Annotated in this window: 14 protein-coding genes; 8 read left to right on the top strand and 6 right to left on the bottom strand. The window is 45.5% G+C overall.

Translation table 11 applies throughout. The features are described from left to right. Positions 1-58: 58 nt before the first annotated feature. Positions 59-688 carry a response regulator gene (locus OX890_RS19730; RefSeq protein WP_173247473.1) on the bottom strand — a complete coding sequence of 210 codons (630 nt, stop codon included), beginning with the start codon at positions 686-688 and terminating at the stop codon, positions 59-61. Beyond that, entirely contained in the window at positions 681-2516 is a 1836-nt protein-coding gene (gene narQ / locus OX890_RS19725; protein ID WP_268649784.1) for a nitrate/nitrite two-component system sensor histidine kinase NarQ, read from the bottom strand. Before narQ ends, OX890_RS19730 begins: the two co-directional genes overlap by 8 nt. A 225-nt stretch (positions 2517-2741) precedes the next feature. Here narQ and nrfA point away from each other — a divergent pair, with 225 nt between their 5' ends. Beyond that, positions 2742-4145 (top strand): ammonia-forming nitrite reductase cytochrome c552 subunit, encoded by a 1404-nt coding sequence (gene nrfA / locus OX890_RS19720; RefSeq protein ID WP_006084160.1) that lies wholly within the window; start codon positions 2742-2744, stop codon positions 4143-4145. Between the two features lie 148 nt (positions 4146-4293). On the opposite strand, the gene OX890_RS19715 is transcribed toward nrfA, so the two are convergent. Beyond that, positions 4294-4836: a hydrolase gene (locus tag OX890_RS19715; RefSeq protein ID WP_268649783.1), complete on the bottom strand. Its 543-nt coding sequence runs from the start codon at positions 4834-4836 to the stop codon at positions 4294-4296. Positions 4837-5180: 344 nt separating this feature from the next. On the opposite strand from OX890_RS19715, the gene OX890_RS19710 reads away from it, so the two are divergent. The 5 genes from OX890_RS19710 to aroG all read left to right on the top strand — a co-directional run bounded on the left by OX890_RS19710 (position 5181) and on the right by aroG (position 10082). Then, positions 5181-5519 carry a P-II family nitrogen regulator gene (locus tag OX890_RS19710; RefSeq protein WP_006080143.1) on the top strand — a complete coding sequence of 113 codons (339 nt, stop codon included), beginning with the start codon at positions 5181-5183 and terminating at the stop codon, positions 5517-5519. A 10-nt stretch (positions 5520-5529) separates the two neighbouring features. Continuing rightward, positions 5530-6780: an ammonium transporter gene (locus tag OX890_RS19705; RefSeq protein ID WP_259511113.1), complete on the top strand. Its 1251-nt coding sequence runs from the start codon at positions 5530-5532 to the stop codon at positions 6778-6780. A 219-nt stretch (positions 6781-6999) separates the two neighbouring features. Then, complete coding sequence (locus OX890_RS19700; RefSeq protein WP_268649782.1) at positions 7000-7338, top strand: hypothetical protein; 339 nt, start codon at positions 7000-7002, stop codon at positions 7336-7338. 127 nt (positions 7339-7465) lie between these two features. Continuing rightward, complete coding sequence (locus tag OX890_RS19695; RefSeq protein ID WP_012197656.1) at positions 7466-8659, top strand: tetratricopeptide repeat protein; 1194 nt, start codon at positions 7466-7468, stop codon at positions 8657-8659. A 367-nt stretch (positions 8660-9026) separates the two neighbouring features. Next, positions 9027-10082 carry a 3-deoxy-7-phosphoheptulonate synthase AroG gene (aroG, locus tag OX890_RS19690; protein ID WP_126492763.1) on the top strand — a complete coding sequence of 352 codons (1056 nt, stop codon included), beginning with the start codon at positions 9027-9029 and terminating at the stop codon, positions 10080-10082. Between the two features lie 103 nt (positions 10083-10185). On the opposite strand, the gene OX890_RS19685 is transcribed toward aroG, so the two are convergent. Further along, entirely contained in the window at positions 10186-10362 is a 177-nt protein-coding gene (locus OX890_RS19685; protein ID WP_006080150.1) for a hypothetical protein, read from the bottom strand. 484 nt (positions 10363-10846) lie between these two features. Here OX890_RS19685 and OX890_RS19680 point away from each other — a divergent pair, with 484 nt between their 5' ends. Together OX890_RS19680 and OX890_RS19675 are read left to right on the top strand one after the other, a co-directional pair. Next, complete coding sequence (locus OX890_RS19680) at positions 10847-12643, top strand: ABCB family ABC transporter ATP-binding protein/permease (protein WP_126492762.1); 1797 nt, start codon at positions 10847-10849, stop codon at positions 12641-12643. Positions 12644-12723: 80 nt separating this feature from the next. Beyond that, positions 12724-12984 carry a hypothetical protein gene (locus OX890_RS19675; RefSeq protein ID WP_006080152.1) on the top strand — a complete coding sequence of 87 codons (261 nt, stop codon included), beginning with the start codon at positions 12724-12726 and terminating at the stop codon, positions 12982-12984. A 147-nt stretch (positions 12985-13131) separates the two neighbouring features. Here the strand turns inward: OX890_RS19675 and OX890_RS19670 are convergent, their stop codons facing one another. Together OX890_RS19670 and OX890_RS19665 are read right to left on the bottom strand one after the other, a co-directional pair. After that, the gene (locus OX890_RS19670) at positions 13132-13341 is read right to left on the bottom strand and encodes a hypothetical protein (RefSeq protein WP_006080153.1); all 210 of its coding nucleotides are present in this window, start codon (positions 13339-13341) and stop codon (positions 13132-13134) included. Between the two features lie 151 nt (positions 13342-13492). Then, positions 13493-14983 carry an FMN-binding glutamate synthase family protein gene (locus tag OX890_RS19665; RefSeq protein WP_268649781.1) on the bottom strand — a complete coding sequence of 497 codons (1491 nt, stop codon included), beginning with the start codon at positions 14981-14983 and terminating at the stop codon, positions 13493-13495. Positions 14984-14990 lie beyond the last annotated feature (7 nt).

The following is a 14990-nucleotide window of genomic DNA, read 5'->3' as shown; positions in this document are numbered from 1 at the left end:
AAGGCAATCATGGGATTGCCTTTATTGTTTGCGCTATACCAAGCTCATTTTCGTATCTTTAATGATTCAGGTAGCGCACCGCCATTTCGGTTCTCGATTTAGCATTGGCTTTACGCAGTAGGTTTTTCACGTGCACTTTAACTGTGCCTTCACTAATGTGTAAATGCTCTGAAATCATGCGATTACTTAAGCCTTCCGCCAGTTGCTGTAGAATTTGCAACTCCCTTGGGGTCAGGCTCGAAATCCATTCTTGTTCATCGGTCGCATCTTTAAGTTCGTAAAGATATTCCTCGACTTCATCGCTGATCACCCTGTGGCCAAGCATGGCATTTTTGAGTTTTTCGAGCAGTAAATCTGGCTCAGTATCTTTGAGCAAATAGCCGTCGGCTCCAGCGCGAAGTAAACGGATAACATCCTGTTTTGCATCGGAAACGGTGAGAATTACTATGCGTGAGGTAACACCTTCTTGGCGCATGGCGTTGAGGGTATCTAGGCCTGTCATGCCTTTCATATTCAGATCGAGCAATATGATGTCGGGTTCATCGGTGACCACTGCGGTTAATGCGTCTAAACCACTACCGGCTTCGCCAAATAGGCTGAAGTCAGGATCTGAAGCGATGAGTTGGCAGATGCCTTTGCGCAAGAGGGGATGGTCATCGACCACCAGTACTGAATAAGGTTTACCCATTTGAAGGCTCCTGTTGAGATGGGAAAATAAGCGTCACTCTAGTGCCACTTGACCCCTTGCTGTGCTGCACAAGGTTTAGTGGGCTGTTAGGTTTGAGTGCGTCGTCTTGTGCATTGCATCCTTGCTCAGTCGTGGTTGCCATAGCAGGTTTAAATCTCTTTAAATCATTGTCGCTGAACACGACTTTACCTGAAAGCTTACTGGCTCGTTCATGCATTATACCTATGCCAAAATGTTGATCTCGTTCTTTTAAATGTCCAATACCTATGCCGTTATCACAAACATCAATATTGACCATACCCTCGTCATCCTTATAGCAATGGATGTTAATGAGGCTGGCCTCAGCGTGTTTGATGGCGTTTAACGTCGCTTCTCGCGTGATCTGCAGTATGTGAATGTGTTGCTTTGCCTCTAGCCATTGTGGCGCAAGTTTATAGTCTAAGGTTATCTTTATATTCGTCTTTGTCCTGAGTTGCTCAAGCATAGCTTCTAAAGCACTTTTTAGATCAGGTTCTTTAATTGTGAGCCTAAAGGTGGATAGTAACTCCCTGAGCTGCACGTAGGCAGTGCTTACACCTTCGTTGATTTCGGTTAACTGCGCCTCAACGATTGGGCTGCGGCAACTGCAATCTAAGTTTTTGCGTAATAAGCTAATTTGGATTTTCAGGAAAGAGAGCACTTGACCTAAAGAGTCATGCAGCTCCCGGGCAATCACGCCACGTTCCTCCATTAGCGCCAGTTGCTGTCTTTGCTCTGTGGCATTGTGGATCACGATTGAGCGGGTCAGCATAATTGCGAAATTGTTAAACAAGGCGATATTGGGTGTTTGGTCGGCAATTAACTCTAAATAGCCTAAATTAGCCTGCTCAAATTGCAGTGGGAAACGGGTGCTCTCTTGAGTCATATCTGGCCAGCCACCATCGGCCTCAATCACTTCAAGCTCTTGCTCTGGGTATTGAATGATGAGTCTTAGGTAGTCGAGTGATTCATAGCCTTTTAACTGATTCAGCGCCGCCTTGAGAGCCTTGTAATCGAGTTTATTTGCGTTTAATGTCAGTAGGTTATCATATAAGAATGTCAGCTCGTTGTTGGCCCTTGTCAGCGCTAAGGTTTTTTCTGCTACCTGCGATTCTAGGTTGCCATAAAGCGTCGCGAGTTCCTTAGCCGTTTTTTGTAGGGCATGGGTCAGCGCTGTGAGTTCAATATATTCGGTCTCGGGCATTTCAATTTCAAAATTACCTTTAGAAATGGTATTCGCCGACTCCATCAGTTTTTGCAGCGGGATCACCACTTTCTTCTTTGTAAAACGCACGGCCACAAAAGCGATAATGAGCATGACACCTAAGCCTAATATTTGGCTGGCGGCAAGGAGCCTGAGTTTAAAGGCGGCGTAGTGCTCCATCTCAAGCACCAGTAAATCAATGGTATCAACAAAGTCCTTCAGTGAGGCGACATAATCGCGGGAGTTTTCTTGTTCTATGTAGTGTTTCATCACCAGCCATTTATCGATGACAAGCTGATATTGAGCGGCAATTTCTGGCGGACTAAACCAACTTTCCGAGGGCTTTAATGTGTCGGAATAGAGCGTATTTTCGAATTCGGTAATTTTATCCTGTGCGGCCTCACTGCCTGAGTTGGCGTAAAACATTAACCGATAGCTTTGCATCCTCAGCGACCCTGAGGCATTAATCGCCTTGGCGTCGCCTAAGCTGTAGGACAAATTGATGATAGCAAAAGTCGATAAACTACTAGAGAGCAGAATAAGTACTAACATTAATCCTAAGATTTTTGAGGTTAGACTACCTCGTTTCATTAATCCGCTGTTCATTTTGATGGCCGCTGTTATGGCACTTTGCAGTGGTTTTTACATTAGAAAATAATGTAATACATTAACAAAAGTATAGAAATGTGAACAACAACACCTTTACATTTTGATCTAGCGCAAACTTCAACCTAGATACCCCCTAAGAGGTATATTTTTAGCAGGGTTAAATCACTAAGTTTGACCATGGAGATGTCGTGATTTACAACAATAATGCAACACGGAGATGAGATGATGAAGAAGATGACAGGTAAGTCCTTTGCACTGAGTGCACTGGTTGCCGCCAGCTTCATGGCAGCGGGCGCAATGGCGAGTGATAAAACAGAGCCTCGCAACGAAGTTTATAAAGACAAATTTGCTAATCAATACGCTAGCTGGCATGACACAGATAAAAGCACTGAGAATACCGATGTGTTAGCCTCGGACCCGAGCTTAGTCGTGCTGTGGGCAGGTTATGGTTTTGCGAAAGATTACAACGCACCACGTGGCCACATGTATGCCATTACGGATGTGCGTAACACTCTGCGAACTGGCGCACCAGCCAACGCGGAAGATGGTCCAATGCCTATGGCTTGTTGGAGCTGTAAGAGCCCTGATGTACCTCGCTTAATTGAAGAGCAAGGTGAAGATGGTTACTTCAAAGGCAAATGGGCAAAAGGTGGCCCAGAAGTGGTGAACACCATAGGCTGCGGCGACTGCCATGAGAAAGGCACGCCTAAACTGCGTATCTCTCGCCCCTTTGCTGAACGTGGTATGGAAGCATTAGGTACACCGTTTGCCAAAGCGTCTAAAAAAGACAAGCAATCTATGGTCTGCGGTCAGTGTCACGTTGAATACTATTTCGAGAAAAAAGAAGGCAGAAAAGGTTTCGTTAAATTCCCTTGGGATATGGGCACAACCGTTGAGCAAATGGAAACCTATTACGACGGTATTGAGTTCTCCGACTGGACGCATGCGCTGTCTAAAACCCCTATGTTAAAAGCGCAGCACCCTGGTTATGAAACTTGGAAACTCGGTGTTCATGGTAAGAACGATGTGAGCTGTGTTGATTGTCACATGCCAAAAGTGACTAACGACAAAGGCCGTAAGTACACAGATCATAAAGTGGGTAACCCATTTGATCGTTTTGAAGAAACCTGCGCGACGTGCCACAGCCAAAGTAAAGAGTTCTTAGTCGGCCTGACCAACGAACGTAAAGCTAAAGTGAAAGAGCTAAAAGGCCGCGCCGAAGCGCAACTAGTGAAAGCGCACTTTGAAGCTGCAGCCGCTTGGAAAGCCGGTGCAACTGAAGCGGAAATGAAGCCAATTCTAACCGATATCCGTCATTCACAATGGCGTTGGGACTATGCGATTGCTTCACACGGCGCTGCTGCGCATGCCCCTGAAGAAGTCTTACGTATCCTAGGCACAGCGGTAGATAAAGCGGCAGATGCGCGGGTTAAATTAGCGCAACTGTTAGCGAAAAAAGGCATCACAGATCCTATCGCGATCCCTGATATTTCTACTAAAGCCAAGGCACAAGCCGCTTTAGGTATGGACATGGAAAAAATGAATGCAGAGAAAGAAGCATTTAAGAAAGACATGTTACCTAAGTGGGATGAAGAAGCGAAAAAACGCGAAGCCACTTATAAATAGTGTTTAACAAATTGTTTTTAACCTGAGCTAACCCCTCATGTAAGCAAAAGCCCTCGCTGACTCAGCGAGGGCTTTTTTATGGGAGTGAATGTCAACGTCATGCCTGAACCAAGGGCTGTTTACTTCATTAGAGCCAAGGAGTGAATTGCTATTTTATCAGTTTTAATAATGCCCTAAAGCGCTCGCCTTGGGCTTGATGTTGTAATTCAAATAATAGCGATTCCACGTTAGTTAATAAGGCGTCTCTGGTCGTCATCATCTGAATACCCAGTTGTTTATTATCGGCACTGCGTGACGAGACGCCATCTGCCACGAGATGCACCGAATATTGCTGTTCTATAAGGTCACAACAGGTTTGATAAACACACACATGGGTTTCAATGCCCGCCAGTATGACGTGTTTACGATTTGTCTTAGTGAGTGCCTGCGCAAACTCTTCACAGTGCCAACCGCTAAAATGTTGCTTGGCAATGGGGGAGCCGGTTTTCTCCAGCAAGGTTTGAAGCCCTGGACTGGTTGCTCCGAGTTTATCGGGTAGCTGTTCTAACCACAGTATGGGTATTTCAAATAATTGTGCACCTTGGATTAAGGTCTGTAGTTGTTGGTGCAGCTTGTCACTGTTATCCATGATTTGTGCAAGTTTTCCCTGCACATCGACGATAACGAGAACACATTCTTCGGGTTTTAACATCGGGCCTTCCTTCTGCGCTTGATGATTGTCTTAGTGATGATCTTCGCTTTTGTCTAAGAGCTTGTGCTGTGATGCTCAGATTTCATCTCGATTTACGCTTCCCCCAGTAGACCCCAATTTAACCTTGTTACCAATAGGCCTAAGGTCGAATAGCTGTTGCACTTAAACTGCTCACTAAAAGAGTGCGTTGCACTTGTTTGTGCTCGATCATGGTGCATTTTTAACCTTTGAAAATAACCTTGTTTAGTTAAAATTTAAAATAATCAGTAAGTTAAATTGTTGGCCTGATGATTGAATTACCTTTGATACAAGTTAATAACAATCGCGTTTTTTTGGAGGTCAGGATGAAACTAGTCAGCGCTATCATCAAGCCATTTAAGTTGGATGATGTCCGTGAAGCTATCGCCGGAATAGGTATTGAAGGCATGACGGTGACCGAAGTTAAAGGTTTTGGCCGTCAAAAAGGGCACACAGAGCTGTATCGTGGCGCCGAGTATCAGGTGGATTTTTTGCCAAAAGTAAAACTAGAAATTGCCACTAAGGCTGAAAATCTCGACATGTTGATTGAGGCCATTACCACTGCGGCCCATACGGGGAAAATTGGCGACGGTAAGATCTTCGTCGTCGACTTAGAACAAGCTATCCGTATCCGTACGGGTGAACTCGATACAGAAGCGCTATAAGGGGCTGACAATGGAAGAATTAACAAAATTAGGCGGCACAGTCACTGAACTACGCTTTGCACTCGATACCTTTTACTTTTTGATTTCTGGTGCGTTAGTTATGTGGATGGCGGCGGGATTCGCCATGTTAGAAGCGGGTTTAGTTCGCTCTAAAAACACCACGGAAATTTTAACTAAGAACGTTGTGTTGTACGCGATTGCCTGTGTGATGTATCTGCTGGTTGGCTACAACATCATGTATGTGGATAACACTGAAGGGGGTTGGTTGCCATCGATTGGTACCTTAATCGGTTCTCAATCATCAGATGCGAGCCATGCATTAGAATCTGACTTCTTCTTCCAAGTGGTGTTTGTGGCAACGGCGATGTCAATTGTCTCTGGCGCTGTGGCGGAACGGATGAAGTTATGGGCTTTCCTGTTCTTCTCTGTGGTGATGACAGCGGTTATCTATCCAGTAGAAGGGTATTGGACTTGGGGCCAAGGTTTTATCTCTAAACTGGGCTTTGTGGACTTTGCGGGTAGCGGTATTGTGCACATGACAGGTGCGACGGCTGCGATTGCGGGTGTGTTATTGCTCGGTGCACGTAAGGGTAAATATGGCCCTAACGGTCAAGTGAATCCTATCCCTGGCTCTAACTTGCCAATGGCAACCTTAGGTATGTTTATTCTGTGGATGGGCTGGTTTGGCTTCAACGGTGGCTCGCAATTAATGGTATCGGATGCGGCGAATGCGAGCTCAGTGGCAAAAGTGTTTGTTAATACCAATACTGCGGCGGCGTTCGGTGCTATCTCTGCGCTTATCGTATGTAAGATGATTTGGGGTAAAGCGGATTTAACCATGATACTCAACGGTATTCTGGCGGGTTTAGTGGCGATTACGGCAGATCCTCTTTCACCTTCACTGTTAATGGCGGGTGTGATTGGTTTAGTTGCGGGCGGCGTGGTGGTGTTCTCTATTGTGGGCTTAGATCGCATTAAGATCGACGATCCTGTGGGCGCGATTTCAGTACACGGCGTGGCGGGTTTCCTTGGGTTAATGTGTGTGCCATTATCCAACGCTGATGCGACTATTACTGGGCAGTTGACCGGTGCAGCCTTCATCTTTACTTGGGTATTCTGTTCATCCTTTGTGGTTTGGTATGCGATTAAGAAAACCATGGGGATCCGTGTGACTGAGGAAGAAGAATACAATGGTATGGATGCGTCTGATTGTGGTATCGATGCTTACCCAGAGTTTGTTACGGTTAAAAATGCTGGTTAAGTAAACTGGCGAATGAATGGTGATTCAACTTGATGCCTAGCGTGGATCGAGGGATAGTAAAGCAGAGCTTAGGCTCTGCTTTTTTATGGGGCTTGGTCATGGGTTAAGCTCAAGGCGGTTTAGAGTGGGGCTTAAGCAGGCTGCCGTGCATTACCTTACAGCATGATTTACCTACACTATTTACCTACAGTATTTACTGCATCAACAGAGGGGTGAACTATGAGCTTACATGCCACAGCTGTCGGTCAATTTACGCGACTCAGCCTTATCGTTATTGCTGGCTTGATATCAGTATCTGCCTTAGCAGGGGAAATCATAGTTAACCGCTCGAGTGAGCCTGTCGATGCCTTTGCTGTGCGTGATCAAGTGCTCAAGGATTTTGAGTGGCAGGAGTCGCTGCGTCGCCAGCAGCAGATCCAAATTCTGCAGGCTTTACCCTTAGGTTGTATTACTGTGATGAAGCCCTATCGCTATTTCACCTGTGGGGAACATAACTATCGGCCATACCATTACCAGCAGCGCGAATTATACATAGAGGTTGATCGACCTTCGCAGTAACTAACGTGCTAAATCACTTGCCGTTATTTTTTAACGATAGCGATTGTCATTTTTTGTAACCATTTTATGTCGTCTTTTTCGCCATTTGTAATAAGCTCAAATAGGAGCTAATGGTGTGGGAGGACATATGTCAAAACTATTCCGAGCCGTATACCTGAGTGCCATCATGGGCGCTGCACTCAGTCAGTTGTTCGCCTGTAGCTCGACGACCATCGAGCCTGATCCCTCTGATCTTGAGTCGCTACTTGCCGATTCACTGTTTTCCCCTATCGTCGATATTCCTTCAGTTGCGGATATTTTTTATTTGCCGCCAGAGGTGGTGACAGACGTAAAGCGTAGCTATGACAAATACACTTTTTCCCATAATAACGCCATGTTAGCCAACGAATGGTTAGCCAGTTATATCAATGCCAGCCAAACCAATAGCGCTAAAATTGATTTTCGCTACCAAGATAACCTGACCCAAATTGCCCGTGAAACCTACGCCCAAAGGGCAGGGAATTGCATGTCCTTAGTGGTCATGACTTCTGCGTTGGCGGATATATTGAATGTGGGCGCTGAGTATCAAGATATCGCTATTGAACCCGTATGGGACAAGCAAGGGGATTTCTATTTAATCAATGGTCATGTGAACTTACGCTTACTTCCGCCCGAGAATTTACATTCAGTCTATGTGTCATCCGCAGCAATCTTAGTGGACTTTATGCCTGAGCGCGCCCTACGAGGGTATGGTAAGACCCGAGTGAATAAGCAAACCTTGATCAGCATGTTTTACAATAACATGGCGGCAGAATCTTTAGTGAATGGCGATTTAGATAGGGCCTATGCCCTCATCAAAGCGGGTTTAAATGTCGGTCAGTTTGTCCCCTCACTCAATACGCTCGCCATTATTTATCGGCATAAAGGGGATGAGAAACGGGCCGAACAAGTGTATCGCTATGCGCTTAAGTTTGAGGCGAAAAATTTAACTACGCTTTATAACTTAGCTTTGATTTTAGGGGATCAGGGCCGGCTTGATGAATGGGCTGAAATCAATAAAGTGCTTGAATTAGCAAGGATACGTAATCCTTATTATTACTATGATATGGCGCAGCAAGCCTTCGATGAACATCAATACGACGAGGCTTTAGCATGGTATCAAAGGGCGTTGGCCAAAGCTGATTATCGGCATGAATTCTTCTTCGGTTTATCAAAAACCTATTGGGCGCTGGGGGATGAAAAGCGTGCCAAACTGAATATGGAAAAAGCGCTGGCTTTGAGCCGTGATGATTCAGAGCGTCATCGCTATCAAAACAAGTTACAAGTCATGCTGCACCATTAGTATTGGCCTGCTCTAGCATCCAGTTCTCTTGCGTAGAGAGCTGGATCAATTGCACTCATTCAAGCGTTTAGTCGTTAATACCTTAGCTGACAGGCATGGATAGCTCACTCGCCGCAAGCATTCCCCGCTTGCTTTTTATCCGCCATATTCGATTTTGTTCATTAAGGCTGTGAGTTAGTCAGCATATTTGAATTTTGATTTTTTTAAAATATATTAAAACAATAAGTTATATTTGATTTTTTGAAATGGAGACAACTTGGTTGCATTGGCGCTTGAGACTCGATAAATTGAACTCAGTATTGCAGTTGAGATCCCTTATCGCAGCGATAGAAATAGCCTAAAACACCAGAGTTGGAGCAGTAAAATTATGTATTACCAAAATGATGACGTTCGCATTAAAGAAGTAAAAGAGTTACTTCCTCCTATCGCGATTCTAGAACGATTTCCTGCTTCCGAAAAAGCCTCTGCGACTGTGTTTAATGCGCGAAATAGTATCCACAATATTCTGGCTAAGTCTGATGATCGCCTGTTAGTGGTAATTGGACCTTGTTCTATCCACGATCCCAAAGCGGCGTTGGAATATGGTCAGCGTCTGGTTGCGCTGCGTGAGCGTTATAAGGGTCAACTCGAAATCGTGATGCGAGTGTATTTTGAAAAGCCAAGAACCACAGTGGGTTGGAAGGGGCTTATCAACGATCCTTACATGGATAACAGCTTTAAACTCAACGATGGTTTACGCACTGCGCGTAAGTTATTGGTGGATTTGAACGACAGCGGCATGCCAACCGCGGGTGAGTTTCTTGATATGATCACCCCACAATATATGGCAGATTTAATGTGCTGGGGAGCCATTGGTGCCCGTACTACTGAATCACAAGTGCACAGAGAGTTAGCCTCGGGTCTTTCTTGTCCGGTCGGTTTTAAAAATGGGACCGATGGCACCATTAAAGTCGCTATCGATGCGATAGGTGCTGCGAATGCACCGCACCATTTTTTATCTGTGACTAAGTTGGGTCATTCGGCGATCGTTTCGACGAAAGGGAATCCTGATTGCCACATTATTTTACGTGGCGGCCGCGAGCCTAATTACAGTGCGCCGCATGTCGCTGAAATTAGCCAACAGTTATTAAAAGCTGAACTTGCCGACAACATCATGATCGACTTTAGCCACGCCAATAGTAGTAAACAGTATCAACGACAGTTAGTGGTTGCCGAAGATGTGGCTGGCCAAGTGGCGACGGGCAATACTGCTATTTTTGGTGTTATGGTAGAAAGCCATTTAGTGGAAGGTCGTCAGGATTTAATTGAAGGTCAAGAGTTGTGTTATGGCCAGAGTATTACCGATGCGTGTATCGGTTGGGATGATACCGAGCGCCTGTTGGCCATTCTGAATCAGAGTATTATCGAACGCCGTCAGGTTTAATTGTCTGCTCGTGCGAACATAAAACGCAACGATACCTGAGTTAGTCGTTAACGATTGCGGCTAAAGTAAAAACAAAGGCGCTATCCCGGCGCCTTTGTTTTATCTATTTATTGCTTATTTCAACAATGTATTCATTTGCTTTGGCTAAGCTACCAAAGGCGGCAATAAGGTTGTCTCTACCTTTATCTTGTATCTCTGGATTGCCTGATTCGATCATCATCCACACCCAAGTTTGGATCAGTGGTAATGGCGGGTATTGAACTTTAGCGGAATCCAACATAAAGCTTCCTTTGATCTTATTTAATTTGTTTGTCTTAATGTTCTCGCTAGAGCTTGGGCGTATGAATCGCAAAATCTAGCGCGTAGAGGTTAACAAATTCTATCGATTTGTATAACCGCCTCCATGGCATTTTGGGCAAAACTGCAAAAATAATCAACAGCAGTAAGGTTGAGCTAAGCCTTCCCCCCATAGCCAACTTGTCTTCTGTTATACGGCGCAGAGGTCAAGTCAAACGCAAGCTATGGGTACTTATGTCAGCACAGAAATCAGTATAAATTCATTTCTTGTGAATATGCCAGTGTAATGCGTAAGTATGACGTTTTAGCTTTTAATAGGATCAGAATAGCAACGGATTGTGTCGTGAATAAGTCTATTTGTCTGTCAGGAAAATCTGATTGATTTTATTCAAGCTTTGCTCGTTTCGTTTAGCTTATGTCTGGTTTGTACTGTTACAATTGGCATAACTCATTCAAGGTTATCTCCTATGCGCCCAACGTTATATTTTGAAGGTCCAGTCGATAAATTAAACTGGCATGTCATGAAGCTGCTTTGGCCTTACTTATTGGAATATAAAGGCCGTATTGCGCTGGCGATGTCATGCCTCATCATCGCTAAGCTGACCAGCGTCGCTTTGCCTTTTATTTTGAAGCATTTGGTCGACACCTTAGATGCCGATAAAACCGCGCAAGCCCTCAGTGTGCCCGTGGGATTAGTGTTGGCCTATGGTGCGATTCGTTTACTGACGGCGATTACGGGGGAGATCCGCGATACCTTGTTTGGTCGGGTGACTGAGCGGGCGATCCGCCGTTTAGGCTTAGCAGTATTCGACCATTTACACCGACTTGATCTCGATTTTCATCTAGAGCGCAAAACTGGCGGTCTATCCCGTGATATTGAGCGCGGCACCAGTGGCGTGAGTTTCCTCATGCGGTTTATGGTGTTCAACATAGTGCCGACCTTGCTCGAAATTGTCATGGTGATTGGCATTTTCTTCTATAACTACGGGATTGCGTTTGCGGCAATCACCTTTCTTGCAGTGTTGGCCTACATTATTTTCTCTGTGGTCGCGACCGAATGGCGCACTGAGTACGTACGTGATGCCGCCAAGGCTGACTCTTTATCAAATACGCGGGCGATTGATAGTTTGCTGAACTACGAAACCGTTAAGTATTTCAATAATGAGAAGTATGAGTCGCAGCGCTACGATCAAGCGCTCGAACAGTGGGAAGTCGCTAAACGTAAAAACCGTTTATCTTTGTTTGCGCTTAATGGTGGGCAAGCTGTGATTATCGCCCTGGCGATGACAGCAATGATGGCGCTGGCGGCTTACCGCGTCACCTATGGCGATATGACCTTAGGTGATTTTGTGTTGATTAATGCGTTTATGATGCAGCTCTTTTTACCCCTTAACTTTTTAGGTTTCGTGTATCGCGAAATTCGCGGCGCCTTAGCCAATATTGAGCGTATGTTTAGCCTGCTCGATAAACATCCCATGATAGTTGATTCACCCCAAGCACTCGATTTTCAGCCCACCAAGGGCGAGCTGGTATTTGAAAATGTGAATTTCAGCTACGACGAGCGGCAAATTCTGCGGGACGTGAGTTTTAAGGTTGCAGCGGGAAAAAAAGTGGCCGTAGTCGGCGATAGTGGTGCTGGTAAGTCGACGCTGATTAAACTGCTGTTTCGATTTTACGATGTGGACCAAGGTGCGATTAAAATCGATGGACAAGATATCCGTCATCTTACGCAAGATGCGTTGCGACGGGCCATCGCTATCGTGCCGCAAGATACCGTGCTGTTTAACGATTCATTAGTTGAGAACATACGTTATGGTCGCCCGGGCGCGACGGATGAAGAGGTGCGCAACGCGATTAAACTGGCGCACTTAGAGCAATTTATTGCATCGCTTGCCCTTGGTTGGGATACAAAGGTGGGTGAGCGCGGCTTAAAACTCTCTGGCGGAGAAAAACAGCGGGTCGCAATAGCGAGGGCCATTTTGAAGGGCTCACCCGTGCTGGTGTTTGATGAGGCGACATCCTCGCTCGATAGTCGCTCCGAGCAAGCGATTTTGTCGGCACTGCGGGAAGTCGCTAAAGGGCATACCAGCCTTGTGGTGGCTCACCGATTGTCCACTATTGTTGATGCTGACCAAATCGTCGTCTTGAGCCAAGGTGAAATTGTTGAGCAAGGCAATCACCAAACTTTACTGTTAGCGAATGGTCTATATGCCAAATTATGGCGGATACAAAATGAGCAACAACATACTCCTCTGAGCAGTTAATAGCGCAATACAGTTCAGTCTTTATTCAGCTTTGGCTCTCTATACTCAAATGCCAACACATCAATCGGAAGAGATCTGGCATGGAAAATATTGCACTGAGAGTTAACATTGAAGGCAAAGAAGAAAAAGTCGCCACTGATTGGGATGCCATCATGGCGACATTGAAAAAACGTGGTGTTGATTATGATTCGCTGCAACGTATTCATGCTGAATTGAATGCGGGCCTACTGGTGACGACTCGGTGCCTTACTTTGGCTAAGGTCAATCCAGAGATGGTACTTGCGGGTGTGATCCGCGATATGAACGTGCCGACAAGTGACTATATGATGAGCATGCGCTAGAGATAGAGATGAGTATGCGTTAGAAAGCACGCGTTAGATGAGATTGTGGGAGGATAGAGGTCAACTTCTATTCTCGATGCTCAAGGAAGAGTGATTTTGCTCTATAGCTACTCTAGATAAATTCGACTCTCGATAAATATTACCGAATTAAGCTACGCCGTTCAGCTTACCAGCTTTCCAACCTTCGCATAAAAGATTCAATTTAGGCGCTGACTCATCGATCAAGGTGAGTCGAATGATCTGTCCTTCACGAAAACACACAAGCTCGCCTTCGATCTCAGTTAGGCGATTACAGCTCTTACAGCTCGTGCTTACAGTTTTACTGGGGGGCAGTTGGCTTACGAAGCTAGATTTCAAAGTGTTTCCTTAAGTTCTATTGTGGGTAAGGTATTTGAATAACGCCTCACCTCACGAATCTTACCTCTTTTGTGATGCGCATTCAAATATACCTTATGTAAAAACCATATAGACAAAAGTTGTACTGGCTAATAACCGCAAGGGTTCGCGGCTATTTATCCATGTGCGAATAGAATTTGTCGAGTGAGATGGATAAGCCGCTATCGAGCACAATTCGTACATGTGAAGGCTTGAGCTGTCTTGGCTCTGTCACACCGCAAGAGTGCGCAATCAGCCCTAAGTCATGGTGTAAATTATGATTATAGCTAGCGACCCGCGTCGATTTATCCTTAGGATTTAGCCCTTGTTGTAGTTTTGGATTGTGCGTCGTGATACCCGTTGGGCAGGTATCTTTATTACACTGCAAGGCTTGAATACAACCGAGGGCGAACATGTTGCCACGGGCCGATGCGATAAAGTCGGCGCCTAATGCCAAAGCCCAAGCGACTCTGGATGGGACGATAAGTTTGCCCGAGGCGATGACTTTGATACGTTTACGCAAGCCTCGTTGGATCAAGATATTGACTAGGATAGGTAAGCTTTCTTTCAGTGGTAATCCTACATAATCCATTAATGGTTGCGGCGCTGCGCCTGTGCCACCATCGGCGCTGTCTAAGGTGAAAAAGTCGGGAGCTGAGTCTTCGCCGCGGCGTTCAATTTCATCACATAAATCTTCCAGCCACTGCACATCGCCGAGTACGGCTTTAATGCCGGTAGGTTTACCTGTGACTTCACGAACTCGCTCAACCATATCTAAAATATCGTTTACTGACTTAAATTCGATGTGGCCATTGGGGCTGATTGAGTCGTGTCCCTCTGGAATACCGCGAATATGGGCAATCTCAGCGGTCACTTTAATACCGGGTAAAATGCCACCCTTGCCTGGTTTTGCGCCTTGGCTCATTTTGATTTCGAACATTTTGACTTCAGGATGAATCGCTATCGCTTTCAGTTTTTCATCGTCTAAATGTCCTTGTTCATTGCGAACGCCGTATTTGGCTGTTCCAATTTGAAAGACGAGATCGCAGCCACCTTTGAGATGATAAGGGCTCAAGCCGCCTTCACCCGTGTTAAGCCAGCAACCCGCTTGCGCTGCGCCATGGGAAAGGGCGGTGATGGCTGGACGAGATAGGGCGCCAAAACTCATGGCTGAAATATGGCAAATGGCTTGAGTTGTATAGGGCTGACGACAGTGAGTGCCAATCGTCAGCGGGTGAATAGGAGTGATATCTTCATCTTGGGTTGGGAAGGCGGTATTCATAAACATGATAGTACCAACTGTATCCAAGGGACGAGTCGAACCAAAGGCTATGGTTCTATCGACATTTTTGGCGGCGCGGTACACCCAGCTGCGTTCTGCACGGTTGAAGGGCAATTCTTCCCTGTCTTGGGCGAAAAAGTATTGTCTGAAAAACTCACCTTGTTTTTCGAACAGATATCGAAAACGACCAATCACGGGGTAGTTATGCCTTACCGCTTGTTTGGTCTGCATTTTATCTGCGATATACATGTAAATAACCGCGAGTACTGCGAGTCCTATAACGATCAAAAACAGTCCTGAAAACAGATCGAGTCCCCACATAAACCAATTGAGTTCACTCATGTTATTT

It is taken from the genome of Shewanella sp. DAU305, assembly GCF_026802235.1.
Taxonomy (GTDB): Bacteria; Pseudomonadota; Gammaproteobacteria; order Enterobacterales; family Shewanellaceae; genus Shewanella; species Shewanella baltica.
This window is presented reverse-complemented; position numbering and strand designations above follow the sequence as displayed.

Excerpts from the sequence above, each read along its gene's own strand:
- aroG (WP_126492763.1), top strand. The coding sequence starts at position 9,027 with ATGTATTACCAAAATGATGACGTTCGCATTAAAGAAGTAAAAGAGTTA.
- OX890_RS19685 (WP_006080150.1), bottom strand. The coding sequence starts at position 10,362 with ATGTTGGATTCCGCTAAAGTTCAATACCCGCCATTACCACTGATCCAA.
- OX890_RS19715 (WP_268649783.1), bottom strand. The coding sequence starts at position 4,836 with ATGTTAAAACCCGAAGAATGTGTTCTCGTTATCGTCGATGTGCAGGGA.
- narQ (WP_268649784.1), bottom strand. The coding sequence starts at position 2,516 with ATGAACAGCGGATTAATGAAACGAGGTAGTCTAACCTCAAAAATCTTA.
- OX890_RS19710 (WP_006080143.1), top strand. The coding sequence starts at position 5,181 with ATGAAACTAGTCAGCGCTATCATCAAGCCATTTAAGTTGGATGATGTC.
- OX890_RS19665 (WP_268649781.1), bottom strand. The coding sequence starts at position 14,983 with ATGAGTGAACTCAATTGGTTTATGTGGGGACTCGATCTGTTTTCAGGA.
- OX890_RS19700 (WP_268649782.1), top strand. The coding sequence starts at position 7,000 with ATGAGCTTACATGCCACAGCTGTCGGTCAATTTACGCGACTCAGCCTT.
- OX890_RS19705 (WP_259511113.1), top strand. The coding sequence starts at position 5,530 with ATGGAAGAATTAACAAAATTAGGCGGCACAGTCACTGAACTACGCTTT.
- OX890_RS19695 (WP_012197656.1), top strand. The coding sequence starts at position 7,466 with ATGTCAAAACTATTCCGAGCCGTATACCTGAGTGCCATCATGGGCGCT.
- OX890_RS19680 (WP_126492762.1), top strand. The coding sequence starts at position 10,847 with ATGCGCCCAACGTTATATTTTGAAGGTCCAGTCGATAAATTAAACTGG.
- OX890_RS19675 (WP_006080152.1), top strand. The coding sequence starts at position 12,724 with ATGGAAAATATTGCACTGAGAGTTAACATTGAAGGCAAAGAAGAAAAA.
- nrfA (WP_006084160.1), top strand. The coding sequence starts at position 2,742 with ATGATGAAGAAGATGACAGGTAAGTCCTTTGCACTGAGTGCACTGGTT.
- OX890_RS19730 (WP_173247473.1), bottom strand. The coding sequence starts at position 688 with ATGGGTAAACCTTATTCAGTACTGGTGGTCGATGACCATCCCCTCTTG.